Origin of the sequence: Streptomyces violaceoruber, from assembly GCF_033406955.1 — a bacterium.
Classification (GTDB): Bacteria; Actinomycetota; Actinomycetes; order Streptomycetales; family Streptomycetaceae; genus Streptomyces; species Streptomyces violaceoruber.
Window position 1 is genome coordinate 6453749 of the sequence record NZ_CP137734.1, and the last position, 23797, is coordinate 6477545.

Genomic DNA, 23797 nt, shown 5'->3' on the forward strand with positions numbered 1-23797 from the left:
CCGCCGCCCACTTGATCTCGGGAGGCCCAGCAGTCCAAGGGTGCCCGGTGCGCAGGCAGCGGATATTTCCTTTGATCGGACGGTTGCGGGTTCGAATCCCGTCATCGACTTCGGGTCGGTGTAGCTCAATTCGGCAGAGCATCCGTACAGTCCCGTCGCCGATTCCGACCTCGGGCACCCTTACGCTGCCGTGTCTCCCTCCGGAAATGTTCGGGATTTCGAGCTTTCGAGAATTCGGGGGAATTCACCATGGCGCGCTTCAACACCAGGACCGCGAAGGCGCAGCCCACCTCGCGCGTGACGTCGACGGGCCGCGTGCTGCGCACCTACGAGGGCGGCCGGGGCACCGAGCGCGACGCGCGCTCCGAGCTCTACCTGCTGTCGGTGGCCAACTTCGTGTCCCAGCAGACCTTCTACGAGTCCGGCGCCGCCCGCGACGACCGTTTCGCCGCGCTGGTGCGCGAACTCGCCGTCGCCGACCCGTCCTGGACGGCCGGCCTGCTCGGCTGGCTGCGCGGCGAGGGCAACCTGCGCACCGCCTCGATCGTCGGCGCCGCCGAGTACGTCAAGGCCCGCCTCGACTCCGGCGTCACCGATGGACCGTCCAACCGGCAGGTGATCGCCTCCGTCCTGCGGCGGCCCGACGAGCCCGGTGAGCTGCTCGCGTACTGGACCGCGACGTACGGCCGCGCCGTGCCCAAGCCGGTCAAGCGGGGGATCGCCGACGCCGTGCGGCGGCTCTACCACGGCAAGTCGCTGCTGAAGTACGACACCGCGTCCAAGGGGTACCGCTTCGGCGACATCCTCAACCTGGTGCACGCGGCCCCCGACCCCGACAAGCCGTGGCAGGGCGAGCTGTTCCAGTACGCCCTCGACCGCCGGCACAACCCGGACACCGCGGTGCCGCCCGCCTCGAACCGCGTCCTGACCGCGCACCGCGAGCTGATGGCGCTGCCCGTCCCCGAGCGGCGAGCGGCGGTCACGGCACCCGACGGTGCCGAGCGGCTCGCGGCGGCGGGCATCACGTGGGAGATGCTGGCCGGCTGGCTCCAGGGGCCGATGGACAAGGCCGCCTGGGAAGCGGTGATCCCGTCCATGGGAGCGATGGCATTGCTCCGCAACCTGCGGAACCTCGACGAGGCCGGTGTCTCGGACGAGGTCGCCGCCCGGGTCGCGGCGCGGATCAGCGACCCGGCCGAGGTGGCGCGCTCGCGGCAGTTCCCCTTCCGCTACCTCGCCGCGTACCGGCACGCGCCGTCACTGCGCTGGTCGTACCCCCTGGAGCAGGCGCTCGGGCACTCGCTGGCCAACGTGCCCGCGCTGGGCGGCCGGACGCTGGTCCTCGTGGACCGGTCGGGCTCGATGTTCTACTCGCGGATGTCGGACCGCTCCGAGCTGACCCGGGCCGACGCGGCGGCGGTCTTCGGCACGGCGCTGGCGCTGCGGGCGGCCGACGCGGACCTGGTCGAGTTCGGTTCGTCGAGCAACCGCGTGACGTACCGCGAGGGCGAGTCGGTGCTGAAGGTCCTGGGCCGCTTCCGCAACCTCGGCGGCACCGACACCACCGAGGCGGTGCGGCGCCACTACGAGAAGCACGACCGGGTGCTGATCGTCACCGACGAGCAGTACGCGTACAGCCGGTACGGCGACCCGACCGAGCAGGTCCCGGCACACGTGCCCGTCTACACCTGGAACCTCGCCGGGTACCGGGCGGGCCACGGCCCCTCGGGCCGGGCCAACCGGCACACCTTCGGCGGGCTCTCCGACGCCGCGTTCCGGATGGTCCCGCTGCTCGAGGCGGGCCGCGACGCCGACTGGCCCTGGGACGCCCGGGACGAGCACGCGCGGTAGGGTGCCCGGAAGGTTGCCCGCTGTGCAGGGAGGGGCTGTGGCGCAGGTCAGGCCCATGCGGGCGGATGCCCGGCGTAACCGTGAGCGGTTGCTGGCGGTGGCGGCGCAAGCGTTCGCCGAGCACGGGGAGGGTGCCTCCCTGGACGACATCGCCCGGCGGGCCGGGGTCGGCGTCGGCACTCTCTACCGGCACTTCCCGACGCGGCAGGCGCTGCTGGAGGCCGCCTACCTGGAGCGGCTGGAGGCGATCGCGGCCCGCGCCGACGTGATCGCGGCCGCCCGGCCGGCCGGCGAGGCGCTGGCGGAATGGCTGAACGAACTCGCCGCCGAGATGCTCCGGGTGCGCGGGCTGAAAACGCTCCTGGGATCGGCGGTCACGGACAGTGGCACCCCGAAGGCCACGGCGTGCGGTGACTGCCTGCGAGTGGCCGCGACACGGCTCGTCCGGGCCGCCCAGCACGAGGGCACGCTGCGGCGGGACATCGAGCCGATCGAGGTGCTGCGGTTGGCGCACGGGGTGGCGACGGCGTCCGGACTGACCAGGAGTGGGGCGGACGGGACGACCATCCGGAGGTATCTGAGCCTGCTGACGGAGGGACTTCGGGCATAGCGCGTATCTCTCAGGGATCCGGGGCCCCCTTGTGTCCGTCGACCAACGACCGTACTTGCAACGTCTCCTGGGTGTCGGGCGCGATCGATTCGAGGGCCAGGGCGATCCCCTCGTAGCCATGCGGCACTTGCCGGCCGGCGCGCACCACGGCGAAGGCCCACAGCAGCGTCGGCAGTTCGGCACTCGGTGCGTACCCGGGGTCGAGCCCGGTGAGCTCGAACCAGACCTCTCGTGCGGCGGGTCGGCCGACGGCGGGCGCGAGGGCCAGGGCGTGCGCCAGCGTACGTTCGAAGGAACTCACGGCGTTCGACGGGTAAGCCGGTTCAGCTTGCCGCACAACGGCCGGATCGGTCACCGGGGCCTTGACTGCGGTGCGGATCATGTCCTGGACAGCCTCGGTGTCCGGCACGCCGTGCAACTCTCCGCCGGACAGTGGAAGGAGACCTGGCGGAAACGCCTCGTCCGGAACGTCCTCGATGAAGAAAGGGGTCAGCTTCGCCAGGTCGGAGCAGAGAGACGGGTCCGCGAACGCGGTCTCCAACGCCTCCCTTCGCAGGGGGCCGACGGCGAGACTGTGCCGGGAGACGAGCAGTACCACCCGGCCGGCCCGGCGCAGGGCGATTCTCAATCGTTCGCCCCGAGGGTCGGCGGGGCCGTCCAGCCGGAGGACGTCGACACTGCCGTGCGTGTCCAAGTAGGTGTGGACCCACTCCCCCCAGCTCCGGTCCTGTTCGGTGTAGGCGACGACGAAGTCGACCGGGAGGTCGGACTCGGGGCCGAACGGCGGACGCAGGTGCGCCGTCTCGCCCACCCTGATGTGCGGCAGAGCGGCCGCGCGAGCGTCGGCGACGAGATCGGCCACTTCCAGCACGATCTCCCGGTACTCCGTCGACTCGTGCCCCTCCGGGCCGCGGGGCACGAGGTGGACGAGGCCGTGTCTCTCATAGACGGAGTCGGGGCCGCGCCGCACATAGTGGTAGGCGTTCACGGCGTCCGGCCAGTCCTGCTTGCCCTTTTGCCAGAGCACGCCGATCAGACACGATGGGGCGCAAGCTTCGGACCGGTGGCGGCCGACCCGGGCGGTGAACACAGTCCATTCCCGGGCACACCAATGGCTCTGGAAGTAACTGGGCGAGTACAACACAAGCATGGCCATGCTTGTGCATACGCCATTGCGGACGATGCGGTCCTCCCACAGCTCGCCCGGCTTGACGTCCCGTACGTCCACGAACCCCCGGCCCGGGGTCTGCCTGCCCAGGATCTGGCCGACCCACCGCTCGACGTCCTGGTGAAAGCGCTCGACGAGCGGGAAGTTGCTCCTGATGTCGGAGTAGCTGGTGAAGAACCAGTGCGGCAGACCAGGCGGGCCCATGGGAGTGGCCGGTGGTGGCGGTGTCGGATTCACCTGGTTTCCCGGCTGCTCTCAATCTCGGCCGCAATGCGGCGGGCCTCCGCCACCGCGAAGGAGCCCGGGTCGTCCATCATCTCCACGGCGTCCACGAGCAGGGCGAGGCCCCGGCCCCCGGGCATCGCCCGTGCCGCGCGCACGGCTTCATACAGCGTCGTACGCAGTGACACGCCGTCCTGGGAGAGCCGGTGTGTCCCGTGCGGGTGCAGCAGAGCGACCAGGTTCCGGCGATTCTCCCGGGTCTGCAGCGCGAGAGAGCGTTCCAAGGCCGTGACGAGGCGGCGGATCAGCACCGTCTGGTCGCTGTCCTCCGGTCCGGTCACACCGGGGAAGGAGGGGCCGCGGCCGGCACCGCCGTGGCCGGTCAGGACGAAACCCAGCAGTTCGCGCGCGGCGTCGGAGTCGAGGTCGCTCAGCGCTGGGGTGATCAGTTCCCACAGGACGTGCGGCAATCGAGCCCGGTCGACGGGGTACACGAAGAGCACGACGTAGCGGCATCCGGCGGTTGTCTCGGGCTCGGGGGGGCCGCCCGCGAGCGCGGAGACGACGGGCGCGGCGGCCGACGAGTCGAGGTAGGCATCCGAGAAGAGCGCGAGGACGACGTCGCACTCCTGGTTCAGGTGGTACGCGGCCAGGGTGCGCGTGGGGTCTGCCAGGACCTCGTGGCCTCGCGCCTCCAACTCGAAGCGCACCCAGTCGGCCCAGTGGCGGTCGGCCTCGGCGTGGCTGACCAGCACCCGCAGCCGACCCGACGAAGCGGTGACCGGCCGGGTGGGCGGCTCGGTTCGGACGCCGGACACTCCGCCGGGTAAACGCTCGGGTACGCCGGTAGCCGGTGGCACGGGCAGGTCCTTCAGGAACCGGGGGAGGACGCCCGCGTTGAGGAGGGCCTCCCGAGTGTCCGCGGGCAGGTACCGCCGCTCCCGCTCCGCCTCGGCGTGTCGTCCGCTGTCGGCGAGGCAAGCCGCCAGCAACGCCGTGGTGTCCACTGTGTCACTGTGCTCCGGGCCGAGAGCGGCGAGCTGCCGGTCCCGCACCTGTCTGCTGCTGACGAGCGCGGTGTCGTAGTCGCGCATCGCCCAGCAGAGTGCGGCGAGGAGAGCGGAACACCGCAAGGTCCGAGGGTGGCCGGGCCCGAGGGTGTGCTCCTGACGGGCGACGAGGCGCTTGGCGTTCCGCCGGGCCTCCGGCAGCCGCTCCATAAGGGCGAGGACCGCGATCAGTTGGGCAGAGGTGGCCAGGGTGTCGGGGTGTTCCGCGCCGAGTGTCCGACCCTGGCGCTCCAGGGTGGCGGACAGCAGTTCGTAGGCCCGGTCGTGGTCGCCTCTGCGGCTCAGCAGCGCGCCCAGCACCGCCTCGGCCTGCAAGACGCTCGGGTGGTCGGGGCCGAGGCTCCGCCGCAGACGGAGGAACGTGTCCTCGCCCAGCGCCGTGGCACGTTCCGGCTCTCCACCGTCCGCGAGCAGGCCGGCCAGACGCACGGCGGTCCGCAGGGCGTCGGGGTGCTGTGGCCCGAGTATGCGCCGCTGCCGGTCGAGTGTGTCCTCGGCCAGGTAACGGGCCTCGTCGACCAGGCCCAATTGCCGTACGACCGTGATCAGGCCGGCGGACAGGGCCAGGGTGGTGGGATGGTCGGCACCGAGGACCCGTTGCAGCTCCTGCCGGGTCTCCGTGCCCAGAGCGTGGGCGCCGTGGGCCTCTCCCGATTCGGCCAGCAGCATGGCAAGGCGCGCGGCGGTCTCCAGCGTCGTCAGATGGTCGTTGCCGAGGACCCGCCGCGACCAGGTGAGGATCCGCTCGGTCAACGACCTGGCGGCACCGAAGTCTCCCGTCGCCCGTATCCCCTGGGCCAGGGAGGACATCGTCTCCATCGTGGCTTCGGCGTCCGGTCCGAACCGCTCGTCGGCGACTTCGAGCAGCACGCTCAGCCGGGTCACAGCGGTGGCCGAGTCCCCGCTCTCCAGCAGGTGGGCACAGGCTCGGCGTGCCGCGTCGAATCCCTCGAGCCGGGTCAGGTCCCGGGGCGCGATGGCGAGGAGGTGGGGTAGCAGGGCGGCCCAGCGCTCGGAGGAGGCCGGGTGGGCGGAGAGGGCCGAAACCAGCAGGGCCTGTGCCCCGAGTGCCGCCTCGGCTCGCTCGTCGCTGGAAAGCCGGTCCCGCAGCGCGGGCAGGGTGCCCGGGTGCAGACGGAGAGTGCCGTCGACACGAGCCAGCCCATAGCGGACGATGGCGCTCAGCGCTTGGTCCATCGCCTCGGGCTCGGCCAAGAGCGCGGCCACGTCCGAGGGTGTCCACTCCGGGACCCCTCGGCAGGCCCGGAGGGGAAAGGGATCGGGTGCGAGCAAAGCGCAGGAGGTCAGGAGCGCCGCAGCCTCGGGGTGGTCCGAAGCTAGCCGCTCCTGTGCGATGCGCACGGTGTGCTCCAGCCCGTGGTGCGGACCGTGGGCGGCCTCCTCGGCGTTGAGCGCCCGCCGGTAACCGCTGACGGGGACACCCTGTGTGATGAGCCTGGCTGCCTGAATCATCGCCAGCGGCATGTGTTCCAGATCCGTCGCCAGCGCCCGGGCCTCCGACCGGGGCAGCGAGGATGCGTATCGCTGGAGCAGTTCGGAGGACTCTCCCGGGCTGAGGGGACCGACGTCGATCCGCTTGCCCCACTGCCGCCAGGCGGAGTCACGGGAAGTGACCAGGATGTGGCCTCTCGCGGTGTTCCGCAGCAGCTCCTCCGGCACGTCGGCCGGGGACGCGGAGTCGTCGAGGACCAGAAGCCACCGTCCGCGGCCGCGGAGCTCGTCGGTGAGGGCCGCGACCGCCTCCGGAGACGAGGAATCGGGTGTGGCGGCGCCGGTGCGCCTCGCGAGCTCGGCCAACTGGGGAGCCACTTGCAGGTGGGTCGGTCGGACCCACCAGACGAGTTCGTACTCACCGGCGAAGCGGTGTGCGTACTCGACGGCCAGTTGGGTCTTGCCCATACCGGGTCTCCCGGTGAGGATCACCCGGGAGCGCTCGATCAGCGCCGACCTGACCTTGTACAGGAGATTGTCCCGACCCACGAAGGGGTCGCAGCGCTCGGGTACGTTCCACACCCGCGGCTGGGTGCCGGGGAGCCTGGGGCTGACGGCCCCCAGACGGCGCAGCACACCGCCCGCCGGCATCTTGTCGGGCCGGACGGCCCGCAGAAGGGTGTCACGGGCGGCCTGTTCTCCCAGGCCCTTAAGGCGGACGGCCTGCAGGCCGTCAAGACTCCGGGGTAGACGAGTGTCATCGATCACGACGGGCACGATCGTGGCTTCCGCGTCGCGCGCGGCTGTGAGCTCCGCTCGCGTGAACCGACTGTCCGCGTACCGCACCGAAACGAGTACTAGGACCTTGGCCGCGTCGCGCACCGCGGCGGCGATCTCGGAGGGCCAGGAAGAGCCCGCGCGTAGCTGCCAGGCGTCGAGCCACACCTCGTACCCGGCGTCCTTCAGCTGCCACGCCGTCCACTCGGCCCATGCCCGGTCGGACCTGACGTAGCTGATGAAACAAGGCGTCGTCCCACCGCCGACAGCCATATGCGTGCCCCCGATCGCTGCTCGCTCAGAGATTACGGCGTTCGGCCGCGATGGCGGGGGTTCTTTACGCGCACGGGGAGGGGAAGCCGTTGGAGCGAAGCGGTGCAGTGGGCCACCGCCCGCTCCGTGGGCCAGCCTCTCTTACAGCGCCTGTGCGGCCGGCTTCACCATGCCGCGGACCGTGCGGGACTTGACGAAGTCGCCGATGGCGGTCATCTCCCACTCGCCGGAGTACTGGCGGATCAGCTTCGCCATCATCACGCCGGTCTGCGGCTCGGCGCTGGTGAGGTCGAAGCGGACCAGCTCCTCGCCGCTCGCGGCGTCGATGAGGCGGCAGTAGGCCTTGGCGACCTCGGTGAACTTCTGGCCCGAGAACGAGTTCACGGTGAAGACCAGGCCGCTGACCTCCTGCGGGAGCCGGCCGAGATCCACGACGATCACCTCGTCGTCGCCGCCGCCCTCGCCGGTGAGGTTGTCGCCGGAGTGCTTGATCGCGCCGTTCACGATCGAGAGCTTGCCGAAGTAGCAGCTGTCGATGTGGTTGCGCTGCGGGCCGTAGGCGATGACGGACGCGTCCAGGTCGATGTCCTTGCCGCGGTACGCCGGCTCCCAGCCGAGGCCCATCTTCACCTGCGAGAGCACCGGCCGGCCGCCCTTGACCAGGGAGACGGTCTGGTTCTTCTGGAGGCTGACCCGGCCCTTGTCGAGGTTGATCTTGCCGGTGCCCGGGGCGGGGGCCGGCGGTGCGGCGGGCGGGGCGGGCGGAGCGGCGGGCATCGTGGGCGCGGCCGCGGGGGGCGGCGGTGGCGTGACCGCCTGGGGCTGCGGCGGGGTCGCCGGGGCGGCCGGTTCCTCCACCGTGACGCCGAAGTCGGTGGCGATGCCGGCGAGGCCGTTGGAGTAGCCCTGGCCGACCGCGCGGGCCTTCCAGGCGCCGTTGCGCAGGTAGACCTCGACGATCACCAGCGCGGTCTCGGTGCCGAGCTGCGGGGGCGTGAAGGTGGCGAGCACCGCGTTGTCGTCCGCGTTGCGGATGGTGGCGGTCGGCTCGATGCCCTGGAAGGTCTGGCCGGCGGCGTCCGGGCTGGCGGTGACGACGATCTTCTCGATGCCCGGCGGGACGGCGGAGGTGTCGACCACGATCGCGTCCGGGGCGCTGCCGCCGCCGGAGCGGTAGGTCACGCCCTGGCCGGTGGGCTGGTTGTAGAAGATGAAGTCGTCGTCGGAGCGCACCTTGCCGTCGGCGGTGAGCAGCAGGCCCGATACGTCGAGCCGCACGGGAGCGGCGACGTCCACCGTCACGCGGGCGGCGGAGAGGGGGATGTTCGAGCCGGGGGTCATAGCTGTCATGCCGGGTGAACGAGCGAGGGCGTTTTACCGTTCCCTTACCCGGGGGCCAATCGGGTCGGGGGCGCGTTGCGCCAGGTCAGCGGCGGTTTCGGGGGTGGTTGCGGGCCGTGCGTTCGTTGCCGTGCTTGTAGGTGCCGGTCCAGCGGGCCATGACCAGCTGGGGGTCGCCCGCGGTGACCTCTTCGAGGAAGCGGGCGGCTCGGGAGCCGTTGAGGGTGGTGGCGGGGCGGTTGTGGTGGGTGATGTGGACGGTGCCGGACGCGGTGGCGGTGTAGGCGAAGCCGTTCGGTTTGGGCATGCGGGGGAGCGTACGGGTGGTGGGGGCGGCGTTCCCACGGGTTTTCGCCCCCGCCGCCCCTTCCCTTCCCTTCCCGTCCCTTCCCTTCCCTTCCCGTCCCTTCCCGTCCCGTTCCGTCCCTTCCCGTCCCTTCCCGTCCCTGGGGGCTGCCGCCCCCAGACCCCCGCCTTTCGGCCTGGACGGCTTCGTCCTCAAACTCCCCCGGTGGGGGCACCCCCAACGGGCTGTACGGTCACGGCACGACCACGATCTTGCGGCCCACGCCCGCCGCGAACTGCTCCAGGGCCTGGGGGTAGCGGGCCAGTTCGATGCGGTCGCTGATGAAGACGTCGGGGTCCAGGACGCCGTTCGCGAACAGCTCCGCCGCGCGCTCGTAGCTGTGCAGGACCGCCATCGAACCCGTGATGGTGATCTCCTGGTTGTAGATGCGGTACGGGTCGATCTGGACGCGCGTCGCGTAGTCGGCGACGCCGAACTGGAGGAAGGTGCCGGCCTTGGCGACGCGGTCCAGGCCGTCCTGGATCGCCGCCGCGTTGCCGGTGGCGTCGATGACCAGGTCCCAGCCCTGGGGGCGGTCCAGCTCGTCGGGGGTCGCGGCGGAGGCCGAGACGCCGAGGCCGCGGGCCGTTTCCAGGCGGGCCGGGTTGAGGTCGACCATGTCGACGCTGGCCGCGCCGGTGCGCTTGGCCAGCTCCAGCATCATCAGGCCCATCGTGCCGGAGCCGTAGATCAGGACGTGGGCGCCGAGGCGGGACTGGAGGACGTCGTAGCCGCGCACGGCGCAGGAGAGCGGCTCGATCAGGGCCGCGTCCTGGGTGCGGACGTGCTCGGGGAGCTTCACGCAGTTCGCGACCGGCGCCACCGCGTACTGGGCCGCGCCGCCCGCCGTCGTCACGCCGATGGCCGCCCAGCGTTCGCAGAGGTTGTTGTGGCCGGTGCGGCAGTAGCGGCACTCGTAGCAGTAGAGGGAGGGGTCGACGGCCACCTGGTCGCCGACCGCCACCTCCGTGACCTGGGCGCCGACGCCGACCACCGCGCCCGCGAACTCGTGGCCCGGCACGATCGGGAGCTTGGGCGCGAACTCGCCCTGGAGGATGTGCAGGTCGGTGCCGCACAGGCCGCAGGCGGCGACCTCGACGACGACCTCGCGCGGCCCTGGGGTCGGGTCGGGGACCTCGGTGACGACGGCGCGGCCCACGGACTCGATGACGGCGGCCTTCATTTCACGGCTCCCAACGACAGGCCCTGGACCAGTTTGTCCTGGGCGGCGAACCCCGCGGCGAGCACCGGCAGGGAGATGACGAGCGACGCGGCGCACACCTTGGCCAGGAAGAGGCCCTGGCTGGTGATGAAGCCGGTCAGGAAGACGGGGGCGGTCTCGGCGACCACGCCCGTCAGGACCCGGGCGAAGAGCAGTTCGTTCCAGCTGAAGATGAAGCAGATCAGGGATGTCGCGGCGATGCCCGGGAGGGCGATGGGGGCCACCACGCGGACCAGGATGGTGGGCAGCTTCGCGCCGTCCACTCGGGCCGCCTCGACGATCGCGACCGGGACCTCGGCCAGGAATGACTGCATCATCCAGACCGCGATCGGCAGGTTCATCGACGTGTAGAGGATGACCAGCAGCCAGATGTTGTCCAGCATGTCGGTGTTCTTGGCGAACAGGTAGATCGGCAGCAGGCCCGCCACCACCGGCAGCATCTTGGTGGACAGGAAGAAGAACAGGACGTCCGTCCACTTCTTCACCGGGCGGATGGACAGGGCGTAGGCGGCGGGCAGGGCCAGGACCAGGACGAAGAGGGTCGAGGCGATCGACGCCACCGCCGAGTTGACCAGGGCGGGCCAGGGGCTGGCACCGCCGCCCGCGCCGAAGAACTCGCGGTAGCCGTCCAGCGTCAGCGAGGCCGCGAAGGAGGGCGGGTTGGTGGCCGCGTCCGACTCCGAGTGGAAGGAGGTCAGCGCCATCCAGGCGATGGGCAGGAAGAAGACGATGCCGACCAGCCAGGCCACCAGGCCGAGGCCGGCACCGGCCCTGCGGCGGGTGCGTACGGGCGGCTTGGCGTCGGTGACGACGGGGCGTACGGCGGTGGCGCTCATGCGCGGCCGACCTCCTCGCGGAACAGGGACGACACCACGCGCAGTGCGAAGGTGGCGATGATGATCGAGCCGATGACGACCAGGACGCCCGCGGCCGAGGCGAGGCCGTTCTCGTGGGCCTGGTAGAAGCTCTGGTAGACGGTGTAGGGCAGGTTGGCCGTGCCCAGGCCGCCGGACGTGATCGTGAAGACGGCGTCGAAGTTCTGGACGATGTAGATCGAGCCGAGCAGGGCGCCGAGTTCGAGGTAGCGGCGCAGGTGGGGCAGGGTGAGATGAACGAAGATCTGCCAGTCGCCCGCGCCGTCCACCCGGGCGGCCTCGATCTGCTGCTGGTCCCGGCTCTGCAGTCCGGCCAGCAGGATGAGCATCATGAACGGCGTCCACTGCCACACCAGTGAGGCCTCGACCGCGAGCAGCGGGGTGTTGGAGATCCAGTCCGGCTGGGGCCCGCCGACGTAGTGCAACAGGCCGTTGAGCAGGCCGTACTCGGGGTTGTAGAGGACGTGCTTCCAGAGCAGGGCGGCCGCCACCGGGACCACCAGGAACGGGGCGATCAGAAGGGTGCGGACCACGCCGCGGCCCTTGAACCTCCGGTCGAGGAGCAGGGCGAGGGCCAGGCCGAGGACGAGGCTGACCAGGACGACCGCCACGGTGAGCAGGATCGTCGTCCACACCGACTTGCGCAGGGCCGGGTCGCTGAGGACGTCGCCGTAGTTGGCGAAGCCGGTGAAGCTGCGGGCGTCCGGGTAGAGGGCGTTCCAGTCGAAGAAGGAGATCACCAGGGTCGCCACGAAGGGCAGCTGGGTGACCACGATCATGAAGATCAGGGCGGGGAGGAGCGGGGCGCGGGTGGCCCAGGCGCGCAGCCGGTTGGACGGCGGGCGGACGGCGGGGCGGGGGTGCTCGGGTGCGGCCGAGGGGGCCGTGGTCGTGGCGGTCATCGTCCCTCGTACTCCTCGGAGATCTGCTCGGCGAGCTGCTGGGACTTCTTCAGGGCCTCCTCGACGGACTGGCGTCCGGCGATGGCCGCGCTGATCTCCTGGGAGACCTTGGTTCCGAGGTCGGTGAACTCGGGGATGCCGACGAACTGGATGCCGGGCGCGGGCCGCGGCTGCACGCCGGGGTCCTTGGGCCTGGCGCCCTCGATGGCCTTCCTGGTCATCTCCTGGAAGGCGGCGGCCTCCTTGACGTAGGCCGGGTTCTCGTACGTCGAGGCGCGCTTGCCGGCCGGGACGTTGGACCAGCCGATCTCGTCGCCGACCAGCTGCTCGTACTCCTTGCTGGACGCCCAGGAGACGAACTTCCAGGCCTTGTCGGAGTTGCGGGAGGCCTTCTGGATGCCCCAGGCCCAGGTGTAGAGCCAGCCGGAGGAGTCCGTCTTCTCCACCGGCGCGGGCGCGTAGCCGATCTTGCCCTTGACCGGGGAGTCGGCGGCGTCCAGGGAGCCGGCCGCGGAGGTGGCGTCGTACCACATGGCGACCTTGCCCTGCGTCATGTTGTTCAGGCACTCGGCGAAGCCGGACTGGGCGGCGCCGGACTCGCCGTGCTCGCGGACCAGGTCGACATAGAACTTCGTCGCCTTCTCCCACTCGGGGGAGTCGAGCCGGGCCTGCCAGTCCTGGTCGAACCAGGTGCCGCCGAAGGTGTTCACGACCGTCGTCAGGGGCGCCATCAGCTCGCCCCAGCCGGGCAGTCCGCGCAGGCAGATGCCCTTCATGCCGGGCTCGGACCCGTCGAGCTTCTCCGCGAAGGAGGCCACCTGGGTCCAGGTGGGGTGCTCGGGCATGGTCAGGCCGGCCTTGGCGAACAGGTCCTTGCGGTACATCAGGAAGGAGGACTCGCCGTAGAAGGGCTGGCCGTAGAGCTTGCCGTCGTCGGCGGTGAGGGACTCGCGCATCGGGCCGAGGACGTCCTGCTCGTCGTAGGCCGGGTCCTTGGCGACGTAGGAGTCCATCTCGTGCAGCCAGTCGTTGCGGGCGTAGATGGGTATCTCGTAGTTGGAGAGGGTGGCGGCGTCGTACTGGCCGGCCTGGTTGGCGAAGTCCTGGCTGATCTTGTCCCGGACGTCATTCTCCGGCAGGACGGTGAAGTTCACCTTGATGCCGGTCTCCTTGGTGAAGTGGTCGGCGGTGAGCTTCTGCAACTCGACCATCTGCGGGTTGTTGACCATCAGGACGTTGATGGCGTTGCCGCCGGATCCGGCGCCGCCCGCCCCGACCCAGCAGCCGGTGAGCAGCGGGGCGAGCAGCGTCCCTGCGGCGGCCATGGCGAGCGTGGCTCGCGGCCTCCGTCGGCTCTGGGTTCGCATGGATCGCTCCTGAACGTATGGGGAGGAATGGGGAGGTATATGGATGTACTGGGCCGCGAAGGGTGTGGGTGTGGGTGCGGATGTGGGTGTGCCGTGCGGGACTGGGGCGGGTGGTGCTCAGACGCGGATGATCTGGGGGCCGAGGAGGGAGTAGCGGTGGGCCTCGGCCGAGGGCAGCAGCGTGCTGGTGACGATGGCCTCCAGGGCGCCGACCTCCGCGAACCGGCAGAAGCTCACCGCCCCGAACTTGGTGTGCGCGCCGGCGAACACCGTGCGGCGGGCGGCCCGGACGGCCTGCGCCTTGACCTCGCTGACCGCGGGGTCGGGGGTGGTGAGACCGTGCTCCCGGGAGATGCCGTTGGCGCCGATGTACGCCAGGTCGATGACGAAGCCGGCCAGCATCTTCGTGGTCCAGTGGTCGACGGTGGCCAGGGTGCCCGAGCGGACCCGGCCGCCGAGCAGCAGGACGGACGTGTCGCCCGCCTCGGCCAGCGCGCCCGCCACCGGCAGGGACGCGGTGACCACGGTCAGCGGCCGGTCCCGGGGCAGGGCCTCGGCGATGAGCTGGGGGGTGAAGCCCTCGTCGACGAAGACCGTCTCCGCGTCGCCGAGCAGTTCGACGGCGGCGGACGCGATCCGGCGCTTCTCGGGCACGTGGCTGGTGGCGCGGAAGGCGAGCGTGGTCTCGAAACCGGCGCTCTCCACCGGGTAGGCGCCGCCGTGGGTGCGGCGGACCAGGCCGTGGTCCTCCAGGGCGCGCAGGTCGCGTCGTACGGTCTCCTTGGCGACGCCCAGTTCGGCGGCGAGCGCGGTGACGTCGACCGAGCCGGTGGCGCGGGCGACCCGCACGATCTCGTGCCGGCGTTCTTCCGTCGTCCTCGTCCGCGTGCTCATGCCGAACACCTGCCTCACCGCCTCGTCGCCGTGTGGTTGCCCGTTCGGGCCCGGATGGCCCTTGGGGGAAGTTCTACAGCGGTCGCGCGGCACTGACCAGGCCTGTTGCGGACCCGATACTGCCCGGGTGTGACCGTTTGCCGTGCCGGGTGCCCGTCTCGGACCTGGGGTTCGGCGTGGGGCGGGGTGAGAACGGGCAGCGCGGATGCCCGCATGCGGAAGCGGACGGGCCCGTTCGGTGCCCGTCCGCCTCTTCGGTGGTTCTCGCGTGGTCGCCTTCCGGTCAGTACGGCCAGATCGGGGGGTCGGTCACGAAGTGGCCGCCCAGGCGGGCGTGCGCCGGGTTGCCGGGGTCGAGTTCGCCCTGTTCGGCGACGAGCTTGCCGGCGTACGGCTCGGAGTCGTCCTGCGGCTCGTAACCGAGCGCCCGCGCGGAGGTCAGGTCCCACCACAGGCGGGTGTTGGCGGAGGAGCCGTGGACGACGGTGTGCCCCACGTTCTCGGCGGTGAGTGCCGCGTGGAAGAGGCGGGCGCCGTCCGCGGGGCTCATCCACACCGAGAGCATGCGCACGCTGGTCGGCTCGGGGAAGCAGGAGCCGATGCGGACGGAGACGGTCTCGATGCCGTGCTTGTCCCAGTAGAGCTGGGCGAGGTCCTCGCCGAAGCACTTGGACAGGCCGTAGAAGGTGTCCGGGCGGCGTGGCGTGTCGATGGGGATGAGGGGGTCGTCGCCCTGCGGCCGGGGGGTGTAGCCGACGGCGTGGTTGGAGGAGGCGAAGACGATGCGGCCGACGCCCTCCTCGCGGGCGGCCTCGTACAGGTTGTACGTGCCCTCGATGTTCGCCGCGAGGATCTTGTCGAAAGAGGCTTCCAGGGAGATGCCCGCGAGGTGGATGATCGCATCGACGCCCCGGACCGCCTCGCGCAGGGCGTCCCGGTCGGCGAGGTCGGCGACGATCGCGTCCGGCTCGCCCTCGACCGGGAGCAGGTCGAGCAGGCGCAGCTCGTAGCCGTGGCCGGGGAGCAGTTCCCGCATCAGGGTGCCGAGGCCGCCGGCGGCGCCGGTGAGCAGGACGGTGCGGGGAGCGGACATCCTCGGGACTCCTAGGTCGGTCTGTGGAAGCGGCAGGCGTGCGCAGGCGTGCCGGTGTGTGCCTCACGTTCAGATGTGTGGACACGCTAAGGAGCCGGTGGTCAGGCGTCAAGAGGGCGCCTGCTTGACGGTGTTCGCGGGGCGGCTTAGCGTGGTCGCGTTCAGAAATGTAGACGCAGGTCATGAATATGATGACGTCCGTGAATCGACCCTGTACCTGGAATGGGGAGCGCCCGTGACCTCAGCCCCTCTCGCCGCCCGGCTCACCGTGCCCAGCGGCCCGCTGTTCTTCCCCGTCACGGCGTACGGACCCGACGGCGGACTCGACCTCGACGTCTACCGCACCCATGTGCGCCGCGGGGTCGAGGCCGGTGCCGCCGCGGTCTTCGCCTGCTGCGGCACCGGCGAGTTCCACGCCCTCACGCCCGAGGAGTTCGCGGCCTGCGTCCGCGCGGCCGTCGAGGAGAGCGCGGGCCGGGTGCCCGTCCTGGCGGGCGCGGGCTACGGCACCGCCCTCGCCGTGCGCTACGCCCGCCTCGCCGAGCAGGCCGGGGCCGACGGGCTGCTCGCCATGCCGCCCTACCTGGTGCTCGCCGGGCAGGAGGGGCTGGTGCGGCACTACCGGGAGGTGGCGGCCGCGACCCCGCTGCCCGTGATCGTCTACCAGCGCGACAACGCCGTGTTCACCCCGGAGAGCGTCGTCGAACTGGCCCGCACGGACGGCGTCGTCGGCCTCAAGGACGGGCTCGGCGACCTCGACCTGATGCAGCGCATCGTCAGCGCGGTGCGCACGGAGCTGCCGGGCGAGGAGTTCCTGTACTTCAACGGACTCCCGACCGCCGAACAGACCCAGCTCTCCTACCGCGCACTGGGCGTCCCCCTGTACTCCTCCGCCGTGTTCTGCTTCGCCCCCGAGATCGCCGTCGCCTTCCACCGGGCGCTGCGCGAGGGCGACGACACCACCGTGCACCGTCTGCTGGACGGCTTCTACCGGCCGTTCGTCGAACTGCGCGCCCGGGGCCGCGGATACGCCGTGGCCCTGGTCAAGGCGGGCGTGCGGCTGCGCGGCCTGGACGTGGGGGAGGTGCGGACGCCGTTGCAGGAGCCGGCCGAGGAGCACGTGAAGCAGCTCGTCCAGATCATCGAGCGGGGTCAGGTGCTGGTCGAGGAAGGAGCCGGCCGGTGAAGGCCTCGGCGTTCGTCTACCCCTGGGACGTCAACGGCGACCCGGAAGCCCCCGCGCGCGTCGCCGACCTCGGCGTGGCGCAGGTGACCCTCGCCGCCGCCTACCACTCCACCCGCGCCCTCACCCCGCGCCACCCGCGCCACCGCGTCGTCACCGCCGAGCACGCCGCCGTCCTCTACCCGCCGGACAGCGCCCGCTGGCAGGGCCGCACACTCCACCCGTACGCGTCCGGCGACTGGGCGCCCGGCGACGCGTACGGCGAGGCCGCCGCCGCCCTCGCGGAGGCGGGCCTTCAGGTGCACACCTGGGTCGTCCTCGCCCACAGCTCCCGCCTCGGCGCGGAGCACCCGCACACCTCCGTCGTCAACGCCTACGGCGACCGCTACCCCTGGGCGCCCTGCATCGCGCAGCCCGCCACGCGCGCGTACCTCACCGACCTGGCCGCCGAGGCGGCGGTGCGGCCCGGGGCGCGCGGCACGGAACTGGAGTCGCTGGGCTGGTACGGGCTCGCCCACCTGCACGCCCACGACAAGACCGGCGGGGTGCGACTGGGGGACGCCGGGCAGTACCTGATGTCGCTGTGCTTCTGCCCCGACTGCCGGGCGGGGTACGGCGGCCAGGGTCTCGACCCCGACGCGCTCGCCGCCGCCGTGCGCACCGCGCTGGAGCCGGTGTGGCGGGGTGCGGCGCCCTCGGACGGGGGCTGGGCGGGCGTCGAGAAGCTCCTCGGCGCGGCGCCCGCGAACGCCACGCGTGCGTGGCGGGACGACCGGGCCCGCACGCTCCAGGAGGCGGCCGTCTCCGCGGTCCGCGCCGCCGCGCCCGACGGCTTCCAGGTCCTGCTGCACGCCGACCCGGTGTCCCACCACTGCGGCGCCAACGCCGGTGCCGACCCCGCTCACATCCTCTCCGTCGCGGACGGCGTGGTCGTCCCCTGCACGGGCGGGGCGGGCCTGCTGACGCCGTTCGCCGAACAGGCCGGTGCCGGGACCGTCCTCGCCGCCAACCTCACGGTGGTCTCGGGCATGGGCGGCAGCCCCCGCACCCTCGCCGCGGACGCCGCCCGCGCCCGTGACCTGGGCGCGACGGAACTGCGGCTGTACCACGCGGGGTTGGCGTCGGACGGAGACCTGGAGGAGGTGCGGGCGGGGCTCGCGGCCTTCGCGTAGGGTGCGGACGACGGTGTCGGGGCCGGTCGTCACCGACCGACCCCGCGAACCCTCGTCGCGCTCGCGCTCCGGAAGGGGATGCCCGTGGAACTCGCCCAGGTCCGCCTGCTGGTGACGGACTTCCCCGGCTGCTACCGCTACTACCGGGACGTCCTGGGGCTGAAGCCGCAGTTCGAGTCGGAGGACGGCCCGTACGCGAAGTTCACTCCCGACGGCGGGGCCGCGGGCATCGCGCTCCAGGACCGCGCGCAGATGGCCCGGGTACTGGGCGGACTCGCCGACGAACCGGCCGGCCACCGGGCCCTCGTCGTCCTGCGGGTCGACGACCTGGACCGCTACTGCGAGGAGATCACCGCGCGGGGAGCCGAGCTCGTCCACGGCCCCGCTCCCATGACGGACCGCATGCGGGTCGCCCACCTCGTGGATCCGGCGGGCAACCTCGTCGAACTCCAGGAGTGGCTGGCCCTACGCGGCTGACGGCGTCCGCCGGCCGGCAGGCCGCCGCGTGGCCGCCAGCACGGCCGCCGTGCCCAGCAGCACCGCCGCCACGACCGGCAGCAGCGGCCACAGACCGGCCGGCTCCACCAGGGCCGCCCCCGCAGCCAGACCGAGCACGTTCGGGGCGAAGACCAGGGAGTTGGCCGTCGCCGCGACCCGGCCAAGGAGCGGCCCCGGCGTCTCGTGCTGGACGGCGGTCAGGGCGGCGATCAGCACCGCGGGCAGCCCCGCGCCGATGGCCGCACTGGTGGCGAGGGCGACCGCGTCGTACGGTGCCGCACGCACCGCCACGGCCACCGCGAACAGGGCGATCCCCGCGGCGGCGAAGCGCCGTCCGCCCAGGCGCCGGACGGCCCATCCGGCGAGCAGGCCCGCCACCACCGACCCGGCGCCCTGGACGGCGTACAGCGCGCCGGCGTACGCGGGGGAGTGACCGAGGGCGTCGACGACGGCGTACGCCGTGGCGCCGTTGACGCCCGCGCACAGCATCGTGACGCCGCCCGCGAGGACGAGCGGGCGCAGGCCGGGGTGTCCCCACAGATACCGGGCGCCCTCGGCCGTGTGCTGCCGCCAGTTCCCCGCGGGGCGGCCCGGGGGCGCCTCGCGGACCCGCAGGGCGGCATAGACGGCGGCGGCCAGCACGAACGTGGCCGCGTCCAGCAGCGCCACCCCCGGTCCGCCGTACGCCGCGTACAGCCCCGCCCCGGCCAGCGGCGCCACCAGCTTCATGCCCTCGTTGGCGGTCAGACGCAGGCCGTTGAAGTCGCCGAGCAGCCCGGGGCCGACGGCGGCGGCCATCAGCGCCGACTCGGCCGCGTCGTGGACGACGCCCGACGCGCCGTACACGAGGAGCACCGCGTAGACCAGCCACAGTTCCTCCCGCGAGTCCACGGCGAAGAGCGTGAGCAGCAGGCAGGACATCAGCAGGCCGGTGGCGATCAGCAGCGGCCTGCGGCGGACGCGGTCCGCCAGAGTGCCCAGCGCCGGACCCACGAGCGTCGGCGCCCACATCGCGAGCATGCACAGGGCTGCGAGCCCGTCCGAGCCGGTGAGGTCCTTCACCCACACGCCGGCCGCCAGCCACAGCGCCGAGGTGCCGAAGCCGGACACCACCACCCCGCCGAGACAGAGGGCCGCGTCGCGGTCGCGCAGGACGCGGACGAGGGGCCGGTGTCCGCCCCGGCCCGCGGAATGCTTGGTTCTTTCCGTCGTCATACCCGGTCACCCTGGGCCTAAGGCCCGGGTGCGGGCATCGGGCAGGTGCCCCAGTACTCGCCGCGGCGGCCGATGAGTTTCGCGGGTGCGACCGGTCAACCTTCCGAGAGAACCGGCCACGCACATCCCGAGGAGCAGCCGATGACCGCCGAGACCACCACCCTCGACCTGGGACCGCAGACGCGGGTCCTCACCCGCCTCGCCGACGGCGTGCGCGAGGACCGGCTCGCGGACCCGACGCCCTGCCCCGGTCTGGCGGTGCGCAACCTGCTCGGCCACCTGACCGGTCTCGCCGTCGCCTTCCGTGACGCCGCGCGCAAGGATCTCGGGCCCACCACGGACACCAGCCCCGAGGCGTCCGTGCCGGACGTCGGGCCCGGCTGGCGCGAGGAGCTCGCCGCCGCACTCGGCGAACTCGCCGAGGCGTGGCGCGACCCCGAGGCGTGGACCGGCAGGACCCGGGCCGGCGGCATCGACCTGCCCGGCGAGGTCGCCGGTGCCGTCGTCGCCGACGAACTGGTCATCCACGGCTGGGACCTGGCCCGCGCGACCGGCCAGGAGTACGCCCCCGACGCGGCCGCGCTGCGGGCGGCGCACGGCCTGCTCGCCGCCGCCGCCGAGGAGTCCGAGCGGGACCAGGGCATGTTCGGGCCGGTCGTCGCCGTCCCCGCGGACGCGCCGCTGCTGGAGCGCGCGGTGGGGCTGAGCGGGCGTGACCCGGACTGGACCCGCACCGTCTGACGAAGCCGGCACCCGGCACGACTTCCTTTGTCAGAAGCATTGACGTGGCCGCGCGCCCCTCTTACCTTCAACGCGTCGTACTCCGTACGTCATATATGAGACGCGATACGCGAGATCTGATGTCCGAGATCTGTCCGCGCATCCGACGCGAGATTCCGAGAGGCGCGCATGACCTCTGTGCCCACGCCGATCCCCTCCCGCACGCAGTACGTGCTGGAGGAGATCAAACGCCGCATCCTCACCGGCCGGCTGACGCCCGGCCAGGCCCTGGTCGAGACCGACCTCGCCGCACAGTTCGGGGTGTCCAAGACACCGGTGCGCGAGGCGCTCAAGACGCTGGCCGGTACCGGACTGGTCGTGATGAGCCAGTACAAGGGCGTCACCGTGCGCATGGTGGACGCGGACATGGCGCGCGAGGTCTACGACGTCCGGCTCCTCCTGGAGCCCGAGGCACTGAGGCGCGCCGTGCGCCGGGAGGCCTCCCTGGACGCCGCCCGCGAGGCCCTGAACCGGGCCGACCGGGCCACGGACACGGCCGAACGGTCGCTGGCCAACCGCGAGTTCCACCGCGCCCTGTACGTGCCGTGCGGCAACCCGCTGCTCGGCCGGATGCTCGACGAGGTCCGCGACCAGGCGGCCCTCGTCTCCGCGGTCGCCTGGGCCGCCGACCCCTCCTGGGAGCGGGAGGCCGGCGAGCACCAGGAGATCCTGCGCCTCGCCCTCGCCGGTGACGCGGACGGCGCGGCCCGCGCCCTGCACGCGCACATCGCGTCGTTCGTCGAGCGGGCCTTCCCCGAAGCGGGGAACGCGGCCCAGGAAGAGGACGGTCAGGCATGACAGCGACGTTCGAGACCCAGCGGGCGGCCCTGGCCGACGTGGTGGCGATCCCGGTGACCCCGTTCGCCGAGGACGGCACCGTCGACCCCGCCACCTACCGGGCCCTGCTGCGTCGTCTCCTCGACGGTGGCATCACGACCCTCACCCCCAACGGCAACACCGGCGAGTTCTACGCCCTGGACCCGGCCGAGCGCCGCCTCGTCACCGAGCTGACGATCGAGGAGACCGGCGAGCGCGCGGACATCCTGGTCGGCGTCGGCCACGACGTGCCGACCGCGGTCGCCTCCGCCCGGCACGCCCGCGACCTGGGCGCCTCCATGGTGATGGTGCACCAGCCCGTCCACCCCTACGTCTCCCAGGGCGGCTGGGTCGACTACCACCGCGCCATCGCCGAGGCCGTGCCCGAACTGGGCGTCGTCCCCTACATCCGCAACGCCCAGCTCACCGGCGCCCGACTCGCCGACCTCGCCGACGCCTGCCCCAACGTGATCGGCGTGAAGTACGCCGTCCCGGACGCCTCCAAGTTCGCCGCGTTCGCCCGCGACGCCGGCCTCGACCGGTTCGTCTGGGTCGCGGGGCTCGCCGAGCCCTACGCCCCCTCGTACTTCTCCGCGGGCGCCACCGGCTTCACCTCGGGCCTGGTGAACGTCGCCCCGGCCGTCTCCCTGAACATGATCGAAGCGCTTCGGTCCGGCGACTACCCGGCCGCCATGAAGGTCTGGGAGCAGATCCGCCGCTTCGAGGAACTGCGCGCCGCCAACGGCTCCGCCAACAACGTCACCGTGGTCAAGGAGGCCCTCGCCTCGCTGGGCCTGTGCCGCCGGGAGGTCCGCCCGCCGAGCAAGCCGCTGCCCGAGAGCGAACGCGCCGAGGTCGCCGCCATCGCCGCGGGGTGGTCCATATGACCCCCAGGAAGTCCCCGGAAGAGCTGCGCAGCCACCAGTGGTACGGCACGGACGGCCTGCGCTCCTTCAGCCACCGCGCCCGCACCCGCCAGCTCGGCTACCTGCCCGAGGAACACCTCGGCAAGCCCGTCATCGCCATCCTCAACACCTGGTCCGACATCAACCCCTGCCACGTCCACCTGCGCGACCGCGCCCAGGCGGTCAAGCGGGGCGTGTGGCAGGCGGGCGGCTTCCCGCTGGAGTTCCCGGTCTCGACGCTCAGCGAGACCTTCCAGAAGCCGACCCCGATGCTCTACCGCAACCTCCTCGCCATGGAGACCGAGGAGCTGCTGCGCTCCTACCCGGTCGACGGCGCCGTGCTGATGGGCGGCTGCGACAAGTCCACGCCCGCCCTGCTCATGGGCGCCGCCACGGTGGACCTGCCCGCGGTGTTCGTCCCCGCCGGGCCCATGCTCCCCGGGCACTGGCGCGGCGAGACCCTCGGCTCCGGCACCGACATGTGGAAGTACTGGGACGACAAGCGGGCCGGCCTCATCGGCGACTGCGAGATGCAGGAACTGGAGAGCGGCCTGGCCCGCTCGCCCGGCCACTGCATGACGATGGGCACCGCCTCCACCCTGACCGCCGCCGCCGAGGCCCTCGGCGTCACGGTCCCCGGGGCCTCCAGCATCCCGGCCGTCGACTCCGGGCACGACCGGATGGCCGCCGCGGCCGGACTGCGCGTCGTCGAACTGGTCCACCGGGACCGGAGGCTGAGCGACATCCTCACCGCCGACGCCTTCGAGGACGCCGTCACCACCGTGCTCGGGCTCGGCGGCTCCACCAACGCCGTGATCCACCTGATCGCCATGGCGGGCCGCGCGGGCGTCACCCTCACGCTCGACGACTTCGACCGCATCGCCCGCACCGTCCCGGTGCTGGCCAACGTCCGCCCCGGCGGACAGACCCACCTGATGGAGGACTTCCACTTCGCCGGCGGCCTGCCCGGCTTCCTCTCCCGCATCACCGACCTGCTCCACCTGGACCGGCCCACGGTCGCGCACGACACCCTGCGCGAGCAGCTGGACGGCGCCCTCGTCCACCACGACGACGTCATCAGGCCCCGCGACAACCCGGTCGCGAACGAGGGCGGGGTCGCCGTACTGCGCGGCAACCTCTGCCCGGACGGCGCCGTCATCAAGCACATCGCCGCCGAGCCGCACCTGCTCAAGCACACCGGACCCGCCGTCGTCTTCGACGACTACAAGACCATGCAGCGCACCATCAACGACCCGGAGCTGGGTATCACCGCCGACAGCGTGCTGGTGCTCCGCAACGCCGGTCCCAAGGGAGGGCCGGGCATGCCCGAGTACGGCATGCTGCCCATCCCCGACCACCTGCTCAAGCAGGGCGTGCGGGACATGGTCCGGATCTCCGACGCCCGGATGAGCGGCACCAGCTACGGCGCGTGCGTGCTGCACGTGGCCCCCGAGTCGTACGTCGGCGGACCGCTCGCCCTGGTGCGCACCGGCGACCCGATCACCCTCGACGTCGGGGCCCGCACCCTGCACCTGGGCGTGGACGACGAGGAGCTGGAGCGCCGCCGGGCCGCCTGGACACCGCCGCCCGCCCGCTACGAGCGCGGTTACGGCGCGCTCTACAACGAACAGATCACCCAGGCCGACACCGGCTGCGACTTCGAGTTCCTGGCCCGCCCGGGCAAGGTGCAGGACCCGTACGCCGGCTGAACCCCCTGCTCCGGCGGAACCCCGTACGACCCGAACCGCCTCCGCACAGCCCTGCC

General features: G+C 72.1%; 20 protein-coding genes. 9 read left to right on the forward strand and 11 right to left on the reverse strand.

The window, feature by feature from the left end; translation table 11 throughout:
- Positions 1-249: 249 nt before the first annotated feature.
- Positions 250-1851: a TROVE domain-containing protein gene (locus R2E43_RS28845; protein WP_319129093.1), complete on the forward strand. Its 1602-nt coding sequence runs from the start codon at positions 250-252 to the stop codon at positions 1849-1851.
- Positions 1852-1888: 37 nt separating this feature from the next.
- Positions 1889-2461, forward strand: coding sequence for a TetR/AcrR family transcriptional regulator (locus R2E43_RS28850; protein ID WP_189284563.1), 573 nt, complete (start codon positions 1889-1891; stop codon positions 2459-2461).
- 10 nt (positions 2462-2471) lie between these two features.
- Here R2E43_RS28850 and R2E43_RS28855 read toward each other — a convergent pair whose 3' ends face one another.
- From R2E43_RS28855 to R2E43_RS28900, 10 genes are all read right to left on the reverse strand, one after another.
- The gene (locus R2E43_RS28855; RefSeq protein ID WP_189284564.1) at positions 2472-3833 is read right to left on the reverse strand and encodes a toll/interleukin-1 receptor domain-containing protein; all 1362 of its coding nucleotides are present in this window, start codon (positions 3831-3833) and stop codon (positions 2472-2474) included.
- A gap of 29 nt (positions 3834-3862) precedes the next feature.
- Positions 3863-7423, reverse strand: a complete 3561-nt coding sequence (fxsT, locus tag R2E43_RS28860; RefSeq protein ID WP_136208454.1) for an FxSxx-COOH system tetratricopeptide repeat protein — start codon at positions 7421-7423, stop codon at positions 3863-3865.
- A 141-nt stretch (positions 7424-7564) separates the two neighbouring features.
- Positions 7565-8764, reverse strand: coding sequence for a TerD family protein (locus R2E43_RS28865; protein WP_011028040.1), 1200 nt, complete (start codon positions 8762-8764; stop codon positions 7565-7567).
- 85 nt (positions 8765-8849) lie between these two features.
- Positions 8850-9071 carry a hypothetical protein gene (locus tag R2E43_RS28870; protein WP_003976917.1) on the reverse strand — a complete coding sequence of 74 codons (222 nt, stop codon included), beginning with the start codon at positions 9069-9071 and terminating at the stop codon, positions 8850-8852.
- A gap of 232 nt (positions 9072-9303) precedes the next feature.
- On the reverse strand, positions 9304-10293 hold the full coding sequence (locus R2E43_RS28875; protein ID WP_003976918.1) for a zinc-dependent alcohol dehydrogenase family protein: 990 nt from the start codon (positions 10291-10293) through the stop codon (positions 9304-9306).
- The gene (locus R2E43_RS28880) at positions 10290-11168 is read right to left on the reverse strand and encodes a carbohydrate ABC transporter permease (protein WP_136208452.1); all 879 of its coding nucleotides are present in this window, start codon (positions 11166-11168) and stop codon (positions 10290-10292) included. The genes R2E43_RS28875 and R2E43_RS28880 overlap by 4 nt, the downstream gene beginning before the upstream one ends.
- Positions 11165-12109 (reverse strand): carbohydrate ABC transporter permease, encoded by a 945-nt coding sequence (locus R2E43_RS28885; protein WP_003976920.1) that lies wholly within the window; start codon positions 12107-12109, stop codon positions 11165-11167. Before R2E43_RS28885 ends, R2E43_RS28880 begins: the two co-directional genes overlap by 4 nt.
- Positions 12106-13476: an ABC transporter substrate-binding protein gene (locus tag R2E43_RS28890; RefSeq protein WP_003976921.1), complete on the reverse strand. Its 1371-nt coding sequence runs from the start codon at positions 13474-13476 to the stop codon at positions 12106-12108. Before R2E43_RS28890 ends, R2E43_RS28885 begins: the two co-directional genes overlap by 4 nt.
- A gap of 117 nt (positions 13477-13593) precedes the next feature.
- On the reverse strand, positions 13594-14370 hold the full coding sequence (locus R2E43_RS28895; protein ID WP_003976922.1) for a DeoR/GlpR family DNA-binding transcription regulator: 777 nt from the start codon (positions 14368-14370) through the stop codon (positions 13594-13596).
- A 283-nt stretch (positions 14371-14653) separates the two neighbouring features.
- Positions 14654-15463, reverse strand: a complete 810-nt coding sequence (locus tag R2E43_RS28900) for an NAD-dependent epimerase/dehydratase family protein (RefSeq protein WP_136208451.1) — start codon at positions 15461-15463, stop codon at positions 14654-14656.
- A 235-nt stretch (positions 15464-15698) separates the two neighbouring features.
- Between R2E43_RS28900 and R2E43_RS28905 the strand changes: the two genes are divergently transcribed.
- The 3 genes from R2E43_RS28905 to R2E43_RS28915 all read left to right on the forward strand — a co-directional run bounded on the left by R2E43_RS28905 (position 15699) and on the right by R2E43_RS28915 (position 18295).
- On the forward strand, positions 15699-16649 hold the full coding sequence (locus R2E43_RS28905) for a 5-dehydro-4-deoxyglucarate dehydratase (protein ID WP_121710499.1): 951 nt from the start codon (positions 15699-15701) through the stop codon (positions 16647-16649).
- Positions 16646-17818: a hypothetical protein gene (locus tag R2E43_RS28910; RefSeq protein WP_003976925.1), complete on the forward strand. Its 1173-nt coding sequence runs from the start codon at positions 16646-16648 to the stop codon at positions 17816-17818. The genes R2E43_RS28905 and R2E43_RS28910 overlap by 4 nt, the downstream gene beginning before the upstream one ends.
- Positions 17819-17902: 84 nt before the next feature.
- Positions 17903-18295, forward strand: a complete 393-nt coding sequence (locus R2E43_RS28915; RefSeq protein WP_121710503.1) for a VOC family protein — start codon at positions 17903-17905, stop codon at positions 18293-18295.
- On the opposite strand, the gene R2E43_RS28920 is transcribed toward R2E43_RS28915, so the two are convergent.
- Complete coding sequence (locus R2E43_RS28920) at positions 18284-19531, reverse strand: MFS transporter (protein ID WP_193486094.1); 1248 nt, start codon at positions 19529-19531, stop codon at positions 18284-18286. The genes R2E43_RS28915 and R2E43_RS28920 overlap by 12 nt on opposite strands.
- A 141-nt stretch (positions 19532-19672) precedes the next feature.
- On the opposite strand from R2E43_RS28920, the gene R2E43_RS28925 reads away from it, so the two are divergent.
- The 4 genes from R2E43_RS28925 (at position 19673) to araD (ending at position 23741) form a co-directional block, all read left to right on the forward strand.
- A complete protein-coding gene (locus R2E43_RS28925) occupies positions 19673-20272 on the forward strand; it encodes a TIGR03086 family metal-binding protein (protein WP_332056703.1) in 600 nt (199 codons plus the stop codon).
- A gap of 168 nt (positions 20273-20440) precedes the next feature.
- Positions 20441-21109 carry a GntR family transcriptional regulator gene (locus R2E43_RS28930; protein WP_011028033.1) on the forward strand — a complete coding sequence of 223 codons (669 nt, stop codon included), beginning with the start codon at positions 20441-20443 and terminating at the stop codon, positions 21107-21109.
- Positions 21106-22014: a dihydrodipicolinate synthase family protein gene (locus R2E43_RS28935; protein WP_003976931.1), complete on the forward strand. Its 909-nt coding sequence runs from the start codon at positions 21106-21108 to the stop codon at positions 22012-22014. Before R2E43_RS28930 ends, R2E43_RS28935 begins: the two co-directional genes overlap by 4 nt.
- Positions 22011-23741: an L-arabinonate dehydratase gene (araD, locus tag R2E43_RS28940; protein WP_003976932.1), complete on the forward strand. Its 1731-nt coding sequence runs from the start codon at positions 22011-22013 to the stop codon at positions 23739-23741. Before R2E43_RS28935 ends, araD begins: the two co-directional genes overlap by 4 nt.
- Positions 23742-23797: the final 56 nt, after the last annotated feature.